The organism is Seonamhaeicola sp. MEBiC01930, from assembly GCF_045277075.1.
Lineage (GTDB): Bacteria > Bacteroidota > Bacteroidia > Flavobacteriales > Flavobacteriaceae > Seonamhaeicola.
In genome coordinates this window covers 203,899-222,317 of record NZ_CP104270.1, presented here as the reverse complement: position 1 = coordinate 222,317, position 18,419 = coordinate 203,899, and the positions used below count along the sequence as shown (strand labels likewise).

Sequence of the window (18,419 nt, the reverse complement as noted above, 5' to 3'; positions counted from 1 at the left end):
ACATACTTTTGTTTTAGCGATTAAACCGCTATTATTTTTATACATTGTTACCTGCTGGCTTTATTCCGTAAACTTGCTAGCGTTGGTGAAGACATAGTCTTTTACAGTTTTGTTGAAGCTTGGATGGTGCGACTGTAAATGTGTATGGCTTTCAGCGTTGGCTATTCCACAATGTCTACAATTTCGTTTTGTTTATATAAATTCGGCAAAAAGCCAGATTTTATTCTAAACTGACTACGTTTCTTTATTTTCGGTTTGGTTGATATATTTTCCAATTTAATTCCTGGGTCATAGTAAATATTCCCAAGTGCCATCTGCGAAAGGAACAATTGAAAATCTGTTCCAGTTCCCAATATTATTTCGTTACCATATCTGTATTTTCTTTTCGGTTTGATTTCAGATAATGATGGCACATAACAAGCTTGATTATGCTTTCGGTTCCAATGTTTTAGCATTGAAGAAAAGCTCCAAGATGCAGTTTCTTTTTCTTTTTTGTCTAATAATGCAATTCTGCCGTTCGTATTTCTAATTTTACCACTTTCAATATCAAATCCGATTAATTGCATTGTTAATTCTGTCAGATGATGTTTTTCTCCAACTTTGTGAACACCTCCAAAATTCAGTCGGTCTGGCCTTCCACGTTTGTCTTCATAACCATAAGTTCTAACAAAGTATTCACTTCCCTCGGTTTTGTATAATCCGTCAGTTGGCTCAGGTGTCATTAAAGTGATAGCTTTAGATTTAGTACGATTGAAATTCGCAACTCCGAACTGCTTGACTTCCCAACCCATAAAATCAGGTTCGGAATAGCCATTTGGCGTAACTCCTAATTCGGCTTCCAAAGTATAACCACCGCAATTTGGTGCTCGACAATCCATTATATTTCCGTCTCTATCTAATCTTTTTGAGTTAATCCAACCTAATTCGTGAATACGCTTTAGCTCACTTAATAATACTGCTCGGTTGTTTTTAGCTTGAGGTAAATCTATAACTGAGAAAACTCCGTGAACAGAATCAGATTCTGTTTGATTGAATTCGTTTGCGATTTCAGAAGTTGGTGAAGTTACATAACCTAAAACTGTTCCGTTTTGAGCAACTGAAAAGAAAAGTAATCGACCAGCTAACCTTTGTGTCATTAAGTTTGATGGTGCTTTTTTGCATCTTGCAAGAAAACCAGAAAAACGAACTTCAGGATACTTAGGGTAGAGAATAAGTTGTGCTTGTGGTGCAGGGAAGATTGAACCTTCATCATCAATCCAGGAAAAATTAATTTTCGCCTTAAAACGTTCTTTATTCCAATCTCCTGCTTCTTCAGTTATGATTTCTGATATTGGTAAAATATTGAGAATTTCAAAATTCCCACCAATATAAACTTGATTTTTAGAATTATCGTTAGGCGAAAGAGTTTTTATATAAACTTTCTTGCATCCATTATTAATGAACAGCGATTTTAGATTGGTTAGATTCATTAATTTTTGAAAGTTCTTTTACAATGTTTTTTGCAACAACTTGTATTAAAGGCGTTACAACTGAATTGCCAAATTGTTTGTATGCTTGATTGTTTGAAACTGGAATTATGAATTTGTCAGGAAATCCTTGAAGTCTTGCACATTCTCTTGGTGTTAGTCGTCTTGGGTTTTTCCCTTTTTGAGGAACTAAAACTTCTGAACCATCTTTATAATATCTTGCACTAATTGTTCTCGATATTCCGTTCAAATCGGTCATTCCAAAACCAAAACCATTCCCTTTGGCTTTGTGTTTTCTAGCGTGTTCTTGAAGATAACTCCACAGTTTATCTGATAAGGTGTATTTGTCGTCTACTTTTGGCTCAAGTATATCTTTAAAAACAAAATCTGTTACTTGTTCTTGTGGGTCAGGAAATTCAAAAGTTTCTTTACTCTTAAAAATTGTCTTTTTGAATCCTACAATTATAATTCGTTCACGATTTTGAGGGACATAATACTTACCATTTAAAACTTTATAATGAACGTTATAACCTAGTTTTTCTAAAGTGTTAACTATGACTTTAAAAGTTTTCTTCTTATCGTGAGAAACTAGATTTTTTACATTTTCAAGCATAAAAGCCTTTGGCTTTTTATGTTTTATTATTCTTGCTATGTCAAAAAATAAAGTTCCTTGTGTTTCATCCAAAAAACCGTGTTTTCTTCCTAGAGAATTTTTCTTTGAAACTCCAGCGATTGAAAAAGGTTGACAAGGAAAGCCACCAAGCAAAATATCGTGGTCTGGAATATCTTTTTCTGAAATTTGAGTAATATCTCCAAATGGTACTTCTCCAAAATTAGCTTCGTAAGTTTTTTTTGCATAAGTGTCCCATTCGCTCGTGAAGACACATTTTCCGCCATTATTTTGATAAGCTAATCTTATTCCGCCAATTCCAGCGAAAAGGTCAATAAATTTAAATGTTGGATTTTCAGTTGGCGGAAATGGAATATCCCATTTTATTGGTAAATAATATTGAAAATCTGGTTCTTGAAGAATATTCAATTCTTCGTGTAGTTCAGTTAAATACTCGGTTGCTGATGGTCTGAAATATTGTGAGACACCATTTTTGTGATTCTGAAAATAGTGTGTCAAATGCGCCAAATCATTAGTAGTTTTCTTGTCTACAGTGATTTGAAGTTTTTCTTTTATGTCCGAATATTTTTTACTCATAATTAATTTGTAAAGTAAAGAAAATTTAGGATAGATTCCGTTTTTCAGCACTTCGTTTTTTAACAATCTTATGAACGTACACGAGCGTTGGGAAAAGGCAAGCTCTTTTTATTTTTGAGGCACGAAAAAAATGAAATGTGCTTGACTGTGCGGTTGGATTTTCAGCTTGCAGGTAACGTGTTTGTGTATGGTTTCGTTGCGTGAGAACTAAGATAGCAAATAAACAGAAACCCATTGTTCAGCAGCAAGGAAATTCCGAAGGGAATTTCAGACGCAATGAACTATACACGTTGTTGTAAGCAGTTTAGTTTTTAATTTTGTTTTTCTCGTATTCTTCTTTTTTCTTTTCAAATTCCTTTCTGTATTTTTTCGAAATTTCTACCTTACCATTAAAACTATTATAATGATTAACAGCCTCTTTAAGTGCAGCAGAAAGATTTGAAAAAGTAACAGTATCATAAACTCCAGCACCTAAAGAAAACAAATCATAGGTGCTTCCATTTCGAATATCAGTGCGTTGAACGAAGACTTTGACGTTAATTTCTTTTTCCTTGAAAATCTTTTCAAAAGATTGTTGAATTTTAGAGTCAGATTGTGAATCATACTCATTACCTGCTATAATGAAGATTCCAATTCCAGGTTCGTACTTTGAAAAGTCAGCTGCTGCTTTCATTAACATAACGTCTGGGGTAATTCCTTGTCCATAAGACATAAAAGAAAACAAAAACATTATCAACAATAATCGACTTTTCATAATTTGATTTCGCTATTCATTTTTTAATTGCTTACAACGTTTTTGTGTAAGCGTCAGTAATGGGAAAGTGCGAGAGTACTTTCCGCTGACGCAACTAATTTATTAAAAAGGCTAGAATTTCCGATTAGGAAATTCAGCCATTATTGCGTTTACACGGTGTTGTAAAACGTTTTATTTTTTTCGGTTGTCATTTTTTCTCCATTCCTTAAATCCTACTACATCATTCCTGACTTCTTTTTTCCATATTTTTCCGTGCTCTTTATTTAGATATTCGAAAATCACTTGATTATAAGCAATTATTAACTCGTTTTCGGGTCCGGTACAACCAAATTCATAGAAATAAATTCCATATTCTTTTTCAAATTCTGGGTCAGTAGCAATAATTGTTGGTGCAATTCCTCCCGCTAGCAATAGAAATGGAATTCCGTTCTGTATGTCCAATTCCGCCATTTTTTTAGCCTCTTTCCAGTCTGAAATAAAAGTCAGTTTAGATGCTCCAGAATTATTCAATTGTTCATCACTCAATTCTCCAATATTTGAAAATATCACAGTTTCTTTTTCGTCAGATTGAGCATTCAGAGTGAAAGTCAGAATTGCAATAAATAAGGTAAATATGAATTTCATACGGTTCTTTTCAAATGTTTTACAACGGTTGGTGTAAGAATAGTGCGGATTTGAGAACGGCTGATTTTCCGAAGGAAAATCGGACGCAAGCAAATCAGCACAGACTTACGATTGAGGAATAAACTTACGCATTATTTTTACACGTTGTTAGCTGGCGTTTTTTTCTTTATAGTTCAGTTCAAATTCTCCGAATATTTTATTCAATTCAGTCCGTTCTGTTTCAGTTATATCATAATCAATGTCGTCCAGAACTTCTTTTACCACATAGTATTCGTCCAGATTTTTGATTTTTCCTTTTTCTAATACCTTTTTCGGAACATTTTTGATTTGAGAAGTCAAAATATTCAAAGAGGGTAAATTGTTCGAAATTAAGTTGTTGTTCAATTCCGTTTTCAATTCATTCGGCAAGTCCTTGAGTCCAGTCAATGAATCTCTCAATCCTTCTTTCAATCCACGTCTTGCCAAAGAGTCGCTTTGCTTTTCCCAATTCCGTAAAACATTCAAAGGTGAGAATTCCGCATTCGGGTCCATTCTCGCATATTTAGCCTCGAATTCCCAAATCACTTTGAAAACTCCTTTATAAAATTCGTAATTGGTTTTATTAATCTTTATCATTTTTCAAATGACAGCTAACGTTTTGTGTAAGGATAGTTGCGTGATTAAGCAACTAACTTAGTAAAAATGGAACGAACCAGAGGAAAATCCGCAGGATTTTCCGAGTAGGCCACAACCAAGCAATTATTTTTACACTTTGTTGTGTGCAGTTTTTATTTCAATTCCTTATACATTGGTCCATCGGAATTTACTTTCTCAATAGCTTCTGACCAATATTCCCAAAAAGCAGAATCAGCAGGCTCATTGGTTCCTTTCCAGTATTCGCCTCCGCTTAAAATATCTGTCAGGTCATTAGAGCCACTATTTTCCCAATATGCTTTTAAACAATAAAGCATCGCTTCGTAACCAACCTTTTTTGTTATCAATTCGTTCTTTTCGTTATTCATTTATTTTTAAAGTGCAGTTTTTATTTTCGTTCTAATTCGGTTATCAATTTCACAATTTTATCTCGATTCTTACCTGACTTCATCCAATCTGGAAGTTTTTCCACCATTGTCCAATGAGTTCTACCATTTTTCTCTCTTAATTCCGCAGAAATGTATTGTTTTAAATACTCTAAATGGTCATAATTAAATGCCCAAAAGTTATTTCCTCTGAAGTTTTTGGTAAGCCAAAGAGGAAGCCCAAAGTAGTTTTCAGAAGGTTTTCCTGTACTCTGGTATTTCCATTCTTGCGCTATGTTGCGAGGTGAATAGTTTTCTGTTTTTCCACAACTTGAACATTTAACAGCAATTGTTTCTTTTTTTTCGTTCATGTTTGGCATTTCTACTTTCATTTCCGTTGCACAATGAGAACAATTACATTTTAATTCAATCACATAAGATTCTTTTCTTCCATTTAGAGAATAAAAGCAATTCGGACATTTCAGCGTTCTTTGAGAAAAATAAGATTTCGGATTGTCTTTAGTTACAATTGCTCTTTTTTCACATTTCGGACACTCAACAAATATTTCATCGTCGAAATGGTAAATACTTATATTTTTATCTTGAAATCTGTTCATTGGTCAAATTGCACACAACGGTTTGTATATGGAAAGTTGCGTGTTTGAGTGCGAGGATTTTCCGAAGGAAAATCGGAAGCTAGCAAACGAGCAACTAACATTGGTTAAGCCCAAAAAAGCAATTTTTTATATACTTTGTTGTGCATAGTTATTTTATATTTATTTCGTTCAGATTCAGTTCAAATAGATTTCCAAATTTCTCATCTTCGAGTTTTTTAATTTGAATATTATTCCAAGTCAACTCTATCCTTATTTCTTTGTTTTTTCCATTCTCAATAACTGTAATTATGATAGGAATGTTTTCTCTTTTTCTCTCATATAATTTGAGTAATATTTCCGGTTTGTCAAACAAATTAGAAGTCAGATGTGAGCCCAATTCAACTTCAATTCTATCATTTTCAGTTTTGATTTCTACAAATCCGTATTCCGAATTTTCATTTCCTAAGCCTTCTAGAAATTGAATTGTCGGAAGTTTTATTTTTTCAACTTTAAGTGATTTCGATTTTATATTTCCGACATATTTTATTCTGTATATTCCGCAAGCTTGTCCATAAGAATATTGGATTGTAAGGCTTAAAGTTAACAGTATAAAAATTCTTTTCATGCAGTTCTCTAATTATGCACAACGGTTCGTATATGAAAAGTTGCGTGTTTGTGTGCGAGGATTTTCCGAAGGAAAATCGGATGCAAGCAAACAAAGCAACTAACATTGGTTAAGCTAAAACTAGCAATTTTTTATATACTGTGTTGTGCATTGGCTTTTTTTATTTTTAATTGATATTTAATTCCGCATATTATTCCAATAATTCCACCAACATAGCTAAACGTATGCATCGTTCCAGCTGTCAAAAAACTTTGTCGGTCAAACAAGTCAGTTGGGATATTCCAGTCAATATTCAATTTTGGGATTATAAAAAATCCAACTAAAACTCCAATTAAACCCAACAAAATAGCAAAAATAAAAATCCGAGACGTAGCCCCAATAATGCTTTTTCTCATTGTTTTTATGTTACTTTGTGTAAGTCCGATTATTCCATTTATAATTCCGAAAATCAGTCCGAACCACCAAGTTGATAAACCACCTACTAACGAGACTTTTAATCTTTCATCTCTATAACCATTTTCCCATAATCCAAATTGTTCAAATTTAAAAACGGTGAAATATTCTTCAGATATCGAATAGGAAATCTGGTTATGAATTATTCCATAAATGCAAGCCAAAATTATAGAGAGAATTATTGTTAATATTAGAAGACCTATTTTATTATTCATTAAGTTTTTTGGCTTGTGCACAACGGTTTTGTGTATGGCTCGTTGCGGAAAATCAGCTATGATTTTCCGCCGTAACCGAAAGATAGCAAATTGCAAGGAATTCCGATTAGGAATTCAGCCGCAATGAGCTATACACGTTGTTGTGGCTAGTTTTTATTTTTACATATTGCGACTAAACTGTCAGTTGTTTTTTCTAATTCTCTTGAGCGTTTAAATTCACTCCATTTGGCTAAACTATCTTTTGAACTGATTACATATTCTCTGAATGAGTAATTAATTCCGCCATTCGGATTCGGATTGTATTTAGTTCCGCCACCACTTAACCAAATTCCAACTTCACTTTCGTCTGGTTTTTTTTCTGAATCCTCCCAAAACATATGATTAGCTCGAAATGGGATTTCTGTTTTATTTCCGTTATTGTCAATTTTGAAATAGCGATTATTAATATATCCGCTTTTTAAATTTCCCTTGTAAAGCAAAATTCCGTTCTCAGGAATTCTTAATTGTTCTCGGTTGTCAATAATTTCGATTTCCTCTCCGCAAGGCATATCAGAAACCACAATTGCTTTTCCTTTAAAGTTCTCTGGAAATATTAAATCAAGTTTTTGTGCCGTTGCTGTTCCAATTGTTCCCATTACATAGAAATACAAATGCATACTCGGATACCATAATATTATTAGTGTCAAAATCCAAATCAGTTTTGTTTTTAACTTTTTATCGGAAAGCAGAAGTATAATAATTCCGATTATGAATAGTGGAACTCCGAAAATCAGCAGGTACGGATTTAAGCAAACCAAAAAGGCTATAATTATAATTCCGATTCCAATTTTTGCTTTCATTTCAGATTTGGGTCAAATTAGCCACAACGGTTGGTGTAAGAATAGTGCGGATTTGAGAGAGGCTGATTTTCCGAAGGAAAATCGGACGCAAGCAAATCAGTACGAACTTACGATTGAGGAATAAACTTACGCATTATTTTTACACGTTGTTGTACTACGTTTTTATTTTTTATTTAATTCCTTTATTGTCAAAATATTTGTCAGTTTATTTATTCCAGTATTTGAAATAAAACGAAAACTTAATTCTATAAATACAAACCTTATAACAAGTAAACCAATTAAAAGAATCGGTAAGAGGTTCAGTCCTTTTGCGATTCCTTGATTATATGCAATTAAACCGAATCCAATAAATGGATATGATAAAAGGATTGAAAACATAACTTTAAATGCTTTATGTATTCGTACTTCAATTTCACCAGTTTTTTCCTTAAAATTTCCAATGAATACGCAAACTGCACCACGCCCAATTTCAGATGAGATTACCTTGAATCCATTTTCATTTACTTGTCCGCGAAATGCTTTTTTTGTATGCTTTGATGTTAATGAATCGGTTATGTCCGTGTTAGATTTTAAATTTTGCATTGAGATTGAATAATCACTTGTCAATTCTGTTGCAAAAGTTTTGGAAGGAAATAAATTCATTCAGTTTTAGGGTTTTCTCAAATGTGGTACAACGGTTTTGTGTATGGTTAGTTGCGTGTTTGAGCAACTAATTTAGTAAAGAAAAACGAACGAAAGAAAATTCCGAAGGAATTTTCCAAATAAGAAACGACCAAAGCAATTAATTATACACGTTGTTGTGCAACGTTATAAGTTCATTACCATGAATGAAAGTAAAACATGAAACCTCCATCAATTTTTAAGTAAAGCGTAAGTTTTTCTCCTTCCGAGTACATATGAGCTACTGCTGCCGCAGAATTGTATTCCATGGGATTTTCTATAAAATGCAATTCACTCAATTTTTTGTTTTTGAATCCAGTAATTAATTTTTGCCAAATTATACTTCCGTTTTTGTCCTTACAGGTTAGAATCGTTTTATTTCTTAAACTCGAAATAATTAAAGTACCAAATTGAGTTTTCTGTATTTTATTAGGCTTCACATCCAATTCCTCATGATAGTCAACACCATAAAAAGGACCATCATCAAATGTGACTATCATATCAGGAAGATATTCAACACTATTTACTTGAGAATAGAAGTCATCACGCAAGAAATCAATTTTTTCAATGATTGATTTTTTTCGAAACTCTGTTGAATCTAACTCCCTTATTCTTAAGTAAATTTCTGATATTTTATTAAAATAATTTGTGTCGACATCGTCAGTGCAATTAGGATGAAATTCCTTTAGTTGATAGACAATCATTGGTATGATAAAGCTAGTCTTAATTTCAGAATGCTCTCGTTCTTTGATGAAATTTACTTTCAATAATCTATCAAGTTCTGATTGAGTCCATTTAACAACTTCTATTTGATCTAAACCAAAAAAATCTAAATATTTAATTTTATAACAATCATTTGAACTTTGTCCAAATGACGAAATATTTAGAGTTAAAAATATTATTATTAAAACTAGATTTTTCATGTTTTGCTCAAATGTTGCACAACGGTTTGTATATGGAAAGTTGCGTGTTTGAGTGCGAGGATTTTCCGAAGGAAAATCGGAAGCTAGCAAACTCGCAACTAACATCGGTTTAGCTAAAACTAGCAATTTTTTATATACTTTGTTGTGCGTTCGTTTTTTTGTTTTTCAAGTCAGTTTTGAATTCGTTTTTTAATATTCCACTGGCGTGATGTTTTAAACCAAGAAACCTTTTTATTTCATGAATAATAGTTTCGATTGAGTTTGTCCACGGTTTATATAATTCTTTACCTCTTAAATTTTCAGGATAAGCAAAAATGATTTTGTCCTGTTCCCAGATTTCTTCCAAGTTTAATTTATCTTTTAGTTTTTCCATAAACTTATCAAAACCTTGCATTTCTTCAGATTCATAAGTCATGTTAAAATAGATTGGTTTTTTATCTTCTAAAATGAAAATTAAAAAAAAAGAATCGTCATCTCCTCTCATTATATTTCCAAAAGCTACACCTAAGATGTCCTTATATTTTAAATTCCAACTATAGTTTACTAAATGCCTTTTCGTTTTAATAAATTTGGTTTGAGTGTCATTTACATAAAATCCTACATCGTATTTTTTGATGTATTCCTCTTTTTGTTTCCTTAATTTTTCAATCAAGTTTTCACTCATTTTATGGGTTTCTTAAATGACGCACAACGGTCTCGGCTATGGACAGTTGCGTGGGTTGATACGGACTTTTGCAAGTACACGACAATCTGAAAATTCCGCAGGAATTTTCAGGATAAGCCTGTAATAGCAATTGTTTATAGCCATTGTTGTACCACGTTTTTATTCATTATAAATTGCTAATCTTATTTTTCTGTAATCAGTCGAATTACTGCCTAACATAAATAGATATGCTTTATTTCCATTTCCATTCAGCCATTTAATTCCGTCCCTAAAATTTGATTTGGCAGTATCTGAAGCAATTTCCACAAAACTCGGTGTTCCAAGATTAGAAGTTAATTGTTTCTTTAGTCCGTTATATTTTTTATCGAACTTTTTAGTGTCAGTTTTATTTATTTTTCTCAATTCAGTCCACTCGTACATAACAACTCTAACAATACTATCCGAAGGCGTGTAGAAATATTCTGTCTCTAATTCAAATTTTCCGTTTTCAATTCGGTTGTATGTTTTTGGCGTTTCAAGATTATACTTTTTTTCATTTGGATAAATACTTTCTCCGATGCTAATTTTATGTTTGGGTGTTTGGTCACTCGAACCAAGTCCAAGTTCAATTTTATTCGCTTGGGGAATAGTTAGCTTATTCAAATCCGCAAACCTTTCCGCTTGAAATATTTCTTTATTCGTAGCACAGGAAATTAGTATTATACTAATAATTATCGATATGTAGAATGTTTTTCTCAAATGTGGTACAACGGTCTCGGCTATGATTTCGTTGTGGAATCATCCGCAGGATTATTCCGCCGAAATCTAGCCGTTTGATTTATACTTTTATTTTGGTGTGGCACAAAACCACAATGAATTATAGCCATTGTTGTGCGTTCGTTTTTTATCCACCATCAAAGTGAATGATAGTGTTCTTTGGTATTTTTTCAAGCCCACAAATTCTGTCCAATCGCTCAAGACTTTGGGTATATGAAATATTATCCAAATAGTCACTTTTAGAGGTTTTAATTATTTCATTAATTTTTCTATTAGATTCAATTTCAGAACTTATATCGTACAAAAAGGGTCTCCACCAACCATAGTAGAAATATCTTAGGCTTTGTAAGATGGTTTTGTTTTCTTCAAATGTGCTTATAACTAGGTAAAATTCTAATAGTTTATAAATAACATTAATTTCTTCTTCTAATTCCTCATCTTTTTTTTGTTTAGGATTATGAAAGTTGTGGTCAATAAATTTTTTTCGGTAGTTTTTTTTCTTTTCCCACTTTTCTTTGACGACCCAAGCTTTGGTTCGAATTTCTTTAAATCGTTCGTCATTGAATTCTTGAAACAATTCGATCGTTCCTTTTTGTATATCTCTCTGAATGCTTTTTTTAGAATATATAATGGCAACAATTATCGATATAAAGCCTGTTATTGATATTGCAGTGCCTATTATTTTTAGCGTTCCATCTAATCGTTTTTCCTTAATCGGTTCATTAAAAATGTCATATCCAACGAAGATGTCAATGAAAAAGTAAATTATGATTGAAAATAAGATTCCCAATAGTATTATTAATACAAAGGGATAAATTAAGTCTATAAAATATTCTTTAAATTTCTTCATTTTCTTTTTTCAAAATGATGCACAACGGTTGGGCTATGATTTCGGCGTGGATAAATCCGCAGGATTTGTCCGCAGTTGAAATCACGATTAAAAGTAAGAAAAGTTCTTTTGTCTAGCCAAAAAATAACGCTGAATTATAGCCGTTGTTACCACACGTATTATTTTTCGTTTTCCATTAACCAATGTAAACTTTGGTCAAAGTACTTCTTTAAGGATTTGTCTAAAAATTGGCTGTAATCCGTTTTTTCATTTCGTTCTTTGGATAACCAAGCCGTGGCATATGCAATAATCTGTTCAGGTAAATACCCTTGACTACTAGATTGCCAACCAAAACCTTGAGAACTGAACTGAAAGCGAGAGTTACCAATGAATATTCCAAATCCATATGTAATGGCCGTTAAGTCCGTTAAGAACTCATCATTTTCTTCTATCCGATTTTCTCCCAATAAAATCTGGTGAGCTAATTCATGTGAAACAGTCGCAATTAACGAAACAGGATTTTTTAATTGTCCGTTTTCTATTGAGATTACAGTTTCATTTTTCGTTTGCTGATAAGTTCCGCTTGCACTATTCCAACTACCATCTATATCGGCAGGAGTTGTCAATATAGTTCCATCACTCATTTCAACTGGTGAGTCGGAGAAAAAATCCAAAGAGATGTTTAAGTTTCGGATATTCATGAGCTCCATTGTCCGTTCAAGAATAAATTCTGCGTCTTTTTTAGTTCCATCAAAAGTTCGTTCATAAAAATCCTTAGTTGGGGTTACAGTTCGGATTTCCATAAAATGTTCTTCACCCAATTCAGTCCGTAACCAATTTAAGTCTTGGTCAATCCAAACTTTATCTTCTGTAGTAATCGGTAGTTTTTTCTTTTTATTCCAGAACATTGTTGTTTAGGCCATATGTGTGGTAACGGCTCCGTATAACCGTCAGTTACGGATTAATATGCGTTAATATTCGGTTTGACACAGGCTTTAGCAATTCCGAGTGGATTCGGATGTATTCGAATCCGCCGTAATTGCGGTTATACATTGTTGCCCACAGTTATTTTTCAGGTGTTAGTTTAAATTCAGTTCGTTTATTTCCACCCATTCCCATAAGCGAAAAGTTAGTTTCAATGTCCATAATTCCATCATACAAAATCCAATAACCTTTCTCAATATCAAACTCGGCAGTTGCTTTGTGCGACATTTTCATAAATGTTTTTTTATCAGCTTTATCTTTTGAAAACATAGCCATCATTCCATTGCCGAAATCTCCAGAAACGAATTCTTCAATATCATATTCGACAACAGCAATCTTTTTTCCATTTTCCTTTTTGATGTCTTTAAGTCTAACAACGTTTTTCTTGTGAAGAGTATCTGCTTTAAAGTTTTGGTCCATTGAAACCATACTCACTTTTAAATCCCATTCATCTCCAACTGCAACAGGTTTTGTTGGAAGTTCAAATAGAATAGAGATTAGATTTTTTTGAGCCTCTTTGTAATAGAAACTCAAAAGTTCTCCGTCGGGACTAACTTTTCCTCTTAACACTACATTTCCATTCATTTGAGCCATTCCTGAAAATAAAGTTTCTGTCGTGTCTGCTTTTTCTTTTTTAAGCATCATAGCAATGTCCACATTTCCGTTTTTGTCAGGAAATAGTTTTGTTTCGTATTTTAAGTCGGATAATTGTTCTTGCATTGCTTTAAACATTCCGCTCATTTTTTCTGAAATGGAATCGTTCTCGATTTGTTCTTTACTTTTTTCAAGAACTACATCTCGCATTACAGTTTTATAAGTCAGAGTATCGTTTATTTTCCACTTTAAATCTACAGTTTCTTTTTGCTGTGCATTTAATGAAAACGCGATTAGTATAAATGGTAGTAATAGTTTTTTCATAATTGTGGGCAACGGTTGGTGTAAGAATAGTGCGGATTTGAGAGAGGCTGATTTTCCGAAGGAAAATCGGACGCAAGCAAATCAGCACGGACTTACGATTGAGGAATAAACTTACGCATTATTTTTACACGTTGTTGTAAACAGTTATTTTTTCTGCGATATATTTTTCAATCAGTTCTTTGTCCGCTTTATTTTTTAAAATTAGTAACTCGTTGTTTTTATGAGTCCGATAATTCATTAAGAATTTTGTTTTTCCGCTCCGAGTTAATTCTGAATATTCAAATCGGTTTGGGTCAAATTTATTACTTATCAATTCCGTTTTTTGAGTTCGGTCGAGTATTTTTTTCAGTCGAGTTAATTTTCCGCTTTTCTCGTCTATTTTTAATTCCGAGTAGTAAATCCAAGCAGCAAATCGGTAAAAAGTGTATCCGATTAAGGTCAAAATCGCAATAAAAATTCCAATTCCAATTCCGAGAAACCAAATCAGAAATATGAATGAAGTAGAAGTCCAAATCAATAGTTCTTTCCAGTTAAATGGAATCCTATCGCTCAGCGTGTGAATGTCTCCATTTTTAGAAATTCTAATGTAGTCTTCGCGTTCGTTCATAATTGTTTACAACGGTTGGTGTATGGTTAGTTGCGTGTTTGAGCAACTAATTTAGCAAAGAAAAACGAACGAAAGAAAATTCCGAAGGAATTTTCCAAATAAGCAACGACCAAAGCAATTAATTATACACGTTGTTGTAGCTAGTTTTTATAGTTAATTTTTCTATATGTTTTGGAATAGATTTTCATTGGTTGTTCACCTTCACTAAATGACTTAATCATCTTTGTCCAATTACCATAATTATCATATTCGTAATCAATGTCGTAAATGATTTTATCTTTTTTATTTGAAGTAATCCAATACATTTTGGTTATGTCATTAAATTCATTTCTATTTATAACATAATCCGTGTTAAAGAAACCTTCTTCTTCATTTCTTATTCTTCCGTCAAAGTCAAATTCAGAACGAACAAAAATCCCATTATCATAATCGTAATTTATGTTTTCTAACCTTGAACTATTTGGTCCGCCAACAATTGTACTTTTTACAAGTGTTGGGTTTTTAAGGCTATCATAGTTCACTTCGTAGCGCATATAGATTTTACCAAATCGATTAATTTTTTCGGTCGTTTTTTTGTTAGATTCGTAAGAATGATTGAGTCTAGTCACATACCATTCGCCTTTACTATATTTTATATTTCCTTCGTATTTTATTATTCTCTTTTTTGAGTCAAGATTATATTTTTCATCTTTTGCTAAAGAATCATTTCTATACTTTTTCACAAGAATTTCATTTGGTTTTTCAAAAGTATAAATGTTATGTTCAATCCATTTTTCTGAATTCCTGAGTATGATAGTATCATTGACCTCAATCGAAGTTGGTTTTCCTTTTTTAACCAGATAGTAGTTTCGAGGTGAGTTCTTATCATAAATTTCAGAGTAGAAGTCAGGTTCTTGTTCTTGGGCTCTTATCGAACAAAAGCTTAATAATAATATGATTATCCAAATATTCTTCATCAAATTAGCTACAACGGTTGGTGTAAGGATAGTTGCGTGTTTAAGCAACTAACTTAACAAAAATGGAACGAACCAGAGGAAAATCCGCAGGATTTTCCGAGTAGGCAAGAACCAAGCAATTATTTTTACACTTTGTTAGCACCTGTATTTTTTTTATCCATCTATTAATATTTCAGTCGCATTTAAATCATTCATTGTCAAAGTAAATGTATGGTTTAAGTCGTGTTCACTTTCAAAGGCGATTTCCCAAACTTTTGGCTCATTTTCACAACGAGGCAAAAACAAGTAAACAGCTTTAAATTCCTTTTTAAAGTCCGCTATTTTAAAATCCTCTTTCCAATTCCGAAATTCATTTTCAATCATTGGTTTTATTGACAAAGCGATTTCATTATAATCAGATTCGATTTTTCGGAAAAAGTCCTTTTGTATTTTTGTCGGTCCGTTTACATCTCCGGTTATTCCTATTTCAATAATGTCATCAGTTGGCTTGAAATGTCTTCGACATTCAAAATAGCTTTTAAGCGGTTCCTTTTTGTCATCAAGAAAAACCATTTTCCCGAAAAACTCATCATCTATTTTTATTGTCTTTCCAAAAATGAAGTCAAATATTCCCATTGTGATTCTCTTATTGGTGCTAACGGTTACGGCTATGAGTAGTTGCGTGGTTTAGCGGTTAACTTTGCAAGTACACACCAAGTTGGAAATTCCTGCGGAATTTCCAAAGTAGGCGAGATGTAGCAATTACTTATAGCCATTGTTGTGGTTAGTGTTTTATCGTTATTTACTTAATTTTAATATTCTAAATGCTCCTTGAATTACCAAAACAAAAACGATTGTTCCGATAATCAAATCAGGTTTGCTTGAACTCAACCAATTTACTAAAAGTCCAGCTATAATTACTCCCAAATTGATAATCACATCGTTTGAAGTGAAAATCATACTCGCTTTCATATGAGCTTCTTCTTTGCTCTTTGACTTTTGCAAAATGTAAAGACAAATTCCGTTTGCAATAAGTGCAAAAATCGAGACGATAATCATTGTTGAAAAGTCGGGAAGTTTCTCGTCTCCGAAAAATCTCCTTAAAACTTCTACAAATCCAATAATCGCAAGTGTTATTTGAAAATATCCAGCAAGTTTAGCAATCCTTTTTTTCTTGATTACCGTTCCGCCAACCGCAAACAAGCTAATTCCGTATACAAAACTGTCTGCAAGCATATCTAAACTGTCGGCAACAAGTCCCATTGATTTTGAGATAATCCCTGTTGTCATTTCGATTATGAAAAACGCGAAATTTATTGCAAGTACAGACCAAAGTAGCTTTTTCTGATTTTCGTTTTCTTTAAATTCCGTTTGGTCGGTTTGTTCCGTTGAGATTTTCTTTCCGCCTAAATTCAGTTCTATAACTGATTTTTCGATTTGGTCAATTTCTCCGCTGTGAAAAACGGTCAATTTTCGATTCGGAATGTCAAAGTCCAAATTGGCAATACTTGAAATTCCGTCCAATTTCATTCGGATTAGATTTTCCTCTGATGGACAATCCATTTTTGTAATCTCAAATATCGTTTTGTTCATTCAATTTCTCGGTTTTTTGACATTAACCACAACGTTTAGTATAACAAGCGTTGCATCCCGGAGGGTGCGATGATTTGTTATATAGTGTTGTGCTTTCGTTTTTATTTATTCATTCTTTCAATTACCTCCTTCGCAAGGTCTTTAAATGTAGAATTGAATTGTTCAATTTTATAATCTTTAGCTACAACCTCTAACATTTCGTCATGGAATAGAAGCATAAAATGTTTCTTTTCTTTCCATGTTGGTTCGTGATAATAGGGGTGGACTTTATGAATTGTTTTTAATTCCTCAATCCATTTTGAATTTTCTATAACGTGAGCTTCATACCAGTCCATTCCTTTATCCGCTATTGGCAAACCACCAAACACGTCTTCATTTGCAATTCCAAATCTAAATGTCCCACCATCAAATTCGACAAGTGCTAAAGGGTATTTATTTTCGCTTGAGTTGTCAATAACTGTAGTATATGTTCCATCCCAATTTGGATCAGGTTCAGATATCATGTATAATAAAAAAGTTTTGTGACCATTTCCATAAACCTGTGGCATTGGTGCACCAGTGTCCCATTTTAAAGGCCAATCAATAATCTTAGCATATTCATTATTGTCTGCAGATGATTCTTTGTCTTTATTTTTATTGAATATTCCCACTATTTACTTTTGCATTCATGAAGCACAACGGTCTTGTGTATGGTTAGTTGCGTGTTTCAGCAACTAATTTAGTAAACAAAAACGAACGCAAGAAAATTCCGAAGGAATTTTCCAAGTAGGCACTTGCCAAAGCAATGAATTATACACGTTGTTGCCAACTGGCTTTATTTCATTATTTCAGTCAGATAAACGATTCCGAAAATCCAACCAACATAGAGTAGAGTATAAGTCAGAGAATAAACTGCCGAAATTCCAATATCTCCTTTTGTATCTTTTGATTTTTTAAAAACAAATTTCAATGCTCTAAAGAAAAGCCAGTAAAGCATTGCTAAAATTATAAATAGTGAAAACCAAAAAATGGCTTCTAAAACAATTAGCAAAATCACAAAAAATATTGACATTCCGATCCATAGTAAAATTGATAAAAGCAATCCTCCAATTCCATCTCCAACTGATGGTAATTCCATTGTAGGTCCAGTTCCGCTAGTTGAAATAAAATCTCCACTTTTAAAATTCCTAAATTTTGGAAAATTGTCAATCAGTCCGATTCCAGTGTAAAGTCCATAAGTCATAAACAGAAATAACGTTGTCGCTATAATTCCTAGTGAAAAATAGAGATTTGAAGTCAAACTCCGATTGTAATTTATTCCAGTCAGATAAACAGTCAGAATTGTAATTCCGATTACGAGTAATGAAACTATAAAAACGGATTTTCCTTTTAAATAATTCTGTTTAATTTTCAATTTAGAGGTTTTTGAGTTGCTTGTTGGCAACGGTTGTATAAAGACAATTGTCTTTATATTTAATATATTTAGTAGGTTAAAAATAGTTCTTATCCTTACAAGTACAATGAGTTTTTTATAGAATTAAGAGTTTTTCTTTAGGGTACATTGTATGCACTTTCGTATTCAAAATGGTATTCAATAATGGAGAATCTGTTTCAAATTAGACATAAAAAAACGGTTTAGAAAGGCTAAACCGTTTGTCTTAAAGATTTTATGTCTTGTAGCGAGATCGAGATTTGAACTCGAGACCTCCGGGTTATGAATTCTGAACCATTTATATCTAAATGGTTCTAAATGTATTTAAAATCAATTGATTATGAGTGTTTTGTGTTTTTGTT

General features: G+C 32.7%; 23 protein-coding genes. All 23 read right to left on the bottom strand.

Features of this window, described 5'->3' with window-relative positions; all coding sequences use genetic code 11:
* Positions 1–161: 161 nt before the first annotated feature.
* A complete protein-coding gene (locus N1F78_RS01090; RefSeq protein WP_406684355.1) occupies positions 162–1,469 on the bottom strand; it encodes an MvaI/BcnI family restriction endonuclease in 1,308 nt (435 codons plus the stop codon).
* Positions 1,435–2,673, bottom strand: coding sequence for a DNA (cytosine-5-)-methyltransferase (gene dcm / locus N1F78_RS01085; protein WP_406684354.1), 1,239 nt, complete (start codon positions 2,671–2,673; stop codon positions 1,435–1,437). Before dcm ends, N1F78_RS01090 begins: the two co-directional genes overlap by 35 nt.
* Before the next feature lie 304 nt (positions 2,674–2,977).
* The gene (locus N1F78_RS01080; protein WP_406684353.1) at positions 2,978–3,427 is read right to left on the bottom strand and encodes a hypothetical protein; all 450 of its coding nucleotides are present in this window, start codon (positions 3,425–3,427) and stop codon (positions 2,978–2,980) included.
* Between the two features lie 171 nt (positions 3,428–3,598).
* On the bottom strand, positions 3,599–4,051 hold the full coding sequence (locus N1F78_RS01075) for a hypothetical protein (protein ID WP_406684352.1): 453 nt from the start codon (positions 4,049–4,051) through the stop codon (positions 3,599–3,601).
* Between the two features lie 147 nt (positions 4,052–4,198).
* Positions 4,199–4,666 carry a hypothetical protein gene (locus N1F78_RS01070; RefSeq protein ID WP_406684351.1) on the bottom strand — a complete coding sequence of 156 codons (468 nt, stop codon included), beginning with the start codon at positions 4,664–4,666 and terminating at the stop codon, positions 4,199–4,201.
* Between the two features lie 152 nt (positions 4,667–4,818).
* A complete protein-coding gene (locus N1F78_RS01065) occupies positions 4,819–5,052 on the bottom strand; it encodes a hypothetical protein (RefSeq protein WP_406684350.1) in 234 nt (77 codons plus the stop codon).
* Positions 5,053–5,072: 20 nt separating this feature from the next.
* On the bottom strand, positions 5,073–5,666 hold the full coding sequence (locus N1F78_RS01060; RefSeq protein WP_406684349.1) for a hypothetical protein: 594 nt from the start codon (positions 5,664–5,666) through the stop codon (positions 5,073–5,075).
* A 148-nt stretch (positions 5,667–5,814) separates the two neighbouring features.
* Entirely contained in the window at positions 5,815–6,270 is a 456-nt protein-coding gene (locus N1F78_RS01055; protein ID WP_406684348.1) for a hypothetical protein, read from the bottom strand.
* A gap of 131 nt (positions 6,271–6,401) precedes the next feature.
* On the bottom strand, positions 6,402–6,938 hold the full coding sequence (locus tag N1F78_RS01050; protein WP_406684347.1) for a hypothetical protein: 537 nt from the start codon (positions 6,936–6,938) through the stop codon (positions 6,402–6,404).
* 146 nt (positions 6,939–7,084) lie between these two features.
* Complete coding sequence (locus N1F78_RS01045; RefSeq protein ID WP_406684346.1) at positions 7,085–7,777, bottom strand: DUF6843 domain-containing protein; 693 nt, start codon at positions 7,775–7,777, stop codon at positions 7,085–7,087.
* Between the two features lie 162 nt (positions 7,778–7,939).
* Positions 7,940–8,419: a hypothetical protein gene (locus N1F78_RS01040; protein WP_406684345.1), complete on the bottom strand. Its 480-nt coding sequence runs from the start codon at positions 8,417–8,419 to the stop codon at positions 7,940–7,942.
* A 176-nt stretch (positions 8,420–8,595) separates the two neighbouring features.
* A complete protein-coding gene (locus tag N1F78_RS01035) occupies positions 8,596–9,486 on the bottom strand; it encodes a hypothetical protein (RefSeq protein WP_406684344.1) in 891 nt (296 codons plus the stop codon).
* Between the two features lie 4 nt (positions 9,487–9,490).
* Positions 9,491–10,024, bottom strand: a complete 534-nt coding sequence (locus tag N1F78_RS01030) for a hypothetical protein (protein WP_406684343.1) — start codon at positions 10,022–10,024, stop codon at positions 9,491–9,493.
* Positions 10,025–10,183: 159 nt separating this feature from the next.
* Positions 10,184–10,666 carry a hypothetical protein gene (locus tag N1F78_RS01025; RefSeq protein WP_406684342.1) on the bottom strand — a complete coding sequence of 161 codons (483 nt, stop codon included), beginning with the start codon at positions 10,664–10,666 and terminating at the stop codon, positions 10,184–10,186.
* Positions 10,667–10,907: 241 nt separating this feature from the next.
* Entirely contained in the window at positions 10,908–11,630 is a 723-nt protein-coding gene (locus N1F78_RS01020) for a hypothetical protein (protein WP_406684341.1), read from the bottom strand.
* A gap of 158 nt (positions 11,631–11,788) precedes the next feature.
* Positions 11,789–12,412 (bottom strand): hypothetical protein, encoded by a 624-nt coding sequence (locus tag N1F78_RS01015; RefSeq protein WP_406684340.1) that lies wholly within the window; start codon positions 12,410–12,412, stop codon positions 11,789–11,791.
* A gap of 262 nt (positions 12,413–12,674) precedes the next feature.
* Positions 12,675–13,511, bottom strand: coding sequence for a hypothetical protein (locus tag N1F78_RS01010; RefSeq protein ID WP_406684339.1), 837 nt, complete (start codon positions 13,509–13,511; stop codon positions 12,675–12,677).
* 124 nt (positions 13,512–13,635) lie between these two features.
* Entirely contained in the window at positions 13,636–14,118 is a 483-nt protein-coding gene (locus N1F78_RS01005; protein ID WP_406684338.1) for a hypothetical protein, read from the bottom strand.
* A 140-nt stretch (positions 14,119–14,258) separates the two neighbouring features.
* Positions 14,259–15,074, bottom strand: coding sequence for a hypothetical protein (locus N1F78_RS01000; RefSeq protein ID WP_406684337.1), 816 nt, complete (start codon positions 15,072–15,074; stop codon positions 14,259–14,261).
* Positions 15,075–15,227: 153 nt separating this feature from the next.
* Positions 15,228–15,689 (bottom strand): hypothetical protein, encoded by a 462-nt coding sequence (locus tag N1F78_RS00995; RefSeq protein ID WP_406684336.1) that lies wholly within the window; start codon positions 15,687–15,689, stop codon positions 15,228–15,230.
* 162 nt (positions 15,690–15,851) lie between these two features.
* On the bottom strand, positions 15,852–16,646 hold the full coding sequence (locus N1F78_RS00990) for a cation transporter (RefSeq protein WP_406684335.1): 795 nt from the start codon (positions 16,644–16,646) through the stop codon (positions 15,852–15,854).
* A 101-nt stretch (positions 16,647–16,747) separates the two neighbouring features.
* The gene (locus N1F78_RS00985; protein ID WP_406684334.1) at positions 16,748–17,296 is read right to left on the bottom strand and encodes a hypothetical protein; all 549 of its coding nucleotides are present in this window, start codon (positions 17,294–17,296) and stop codon (positions 16,748–16,750) included.
* A gap of 164 nt (positions 17,297–17,460) precedes the next feature.
* Positions 17,461–18,039, bottom strand: coding sequence for a hypothetical protein (locus N1F78_RS00980; protein WP_406684333.1), 579 nt, complete (start codon positions 18,037–18,039; stop codon positions 17,461–17,463).
* Positions 18,040–18,419: the final 380 nt, after the last annotated feature.

Excerpts from the sequence above, each read along its gene's own strand:
- N1F78_RS00990 (WP_406684335.1), bottom strand. The coding sequence starts at position 16,646 with ATGAACAAAACGATATTTGAGATTACAAAAATGGATTGTCCATCAGAG.
- N1F78_RS01075 (WP_406684352.1), bottom strand. The coding sequence starts at position 4,051 with ATGAAATTCATATTTACCTTATTTATTGCAATTCTGACTTTCACTCTG.
- N1F78_RS01070 (WP_406684351.1), bottom strand. The coding sequence starts at position 4,666 with ATGATAAAGATTAATAAAACCAATTACGAATTTTATAAAGGAGTTTTC.
- N1F78_RS01050 (WP_406684347.1), bottom strand. The coding sequence starts at position 6,938 with ATGAATAATAAAATAGGTCTTCTAATATTAACAATAATTCTCTCTATA.
- N1F78_RS01030 (WP_406684343.1), bottom strand. The coding sequence starts at position 10,024 with ATGAGTGAAAACTTGATTGAAAAATTAAGGAAACAAAAAGAGGAATAC.
- N1F78_RS01065 (WP_406684350.1), bottom strand. The coding sequence starts at position 5,052 with ATGAATAACGAAAAGAACGAATTGATAACAAAAAAGGTTGGTTACGAA.
- N1F78_RS01040 (WP_406684345.1), bottom strand. The coding sequence starts at position 8,419 with ATGAATTTATTTCCTTCCAAAACTTTTGCAACAGAATTGACAAGTGAT.
- N1F78_RS01055 (WP_406684348.1), bottom strand. The coding sequence starts at position 6,270 with ATGAAAAGAATTTTTATACTGTTAACTTTAAGCCTTACAATCCAATAT.
- N1F78_RS01020 (WP_406684341.1), bottom strand. The coding sequence starts at position 11,630 with ATGAAGAAATTTAAAGAATATTTTATAGACTTAATTTATCCCTTTGTA.
- N1F78_RS00995 (WP_406684336.1), bottom strand. The coding sequence starts at position 15,689 with ATGGGAATATTTGACTTCATTTTTGGAAAGACAATAAAAATAGATGAT.
- dcm (WP_406684354.1), bottom strand. The coding sequence starts at position 2,673 with ATGAGTAAAAAATATTCGGACATAAAAGAAAAACTTCAAATCACTGTA.
- N1F78_RS01060 (WP_406684349.1), bottom strand. The coding sequence starts at position 5,666 with ATGAACAGATTTCAAGATAAAAATATAAGTATTTACCATTTCGACGAT.
- N1F78_RS01005 (WP_406684338.1), bottom strand. The coding sequence starts at position 14,118 with ATGAACGAACGCGAAGACTACATTAGAATTTCTAAAAATGGAGACATT.
- N1F78_RS01090 (WP_406684355.1), bottom strand. The coding sequence starts at position 1,469 with ATGAATCTAACCAATCTAAAATCGCTGTTCATTAATAATGGATGCAAG.
- N1F78_RS01000 (WP_406684337.1), bottom strand. The coding sequence starts at position 15,074 with ATGAAGAATATTTGGATAATCATATTATTATTAAGCTTTTGTTCGATA.
- N1F78_RS01045 (WP_406684346.1), bottom strand. The coding sequence starts at position 7,777 with ATGAAAGCAAAAATTGGAATCGGAATTATAATTATAGCCTTTTTGGTT.
- N1F78_RS01010 (WP_406684339.1), bottom strand. The coding sequence starts at position 13,511 with ATGAAAAAACTATTACTACCATTTATACTAATCGCGTTTTCATTAAAT.
- N1F78_RS01080 (WP_406684353.1), bottom strand. The coding sequence starts at position 3,427 with ATGAAAAGTCGATTATTGTTGATAATGTTTTTGTTTTCTTTTATGTCT.
- N1F78_RS01015 (WP_406684340.1), bottom strand. The coding sequence starts at position 12,412 with ATGGAAATCCGAACTGTAACCCCAACTAAGGATTTTTATGAACGAACT.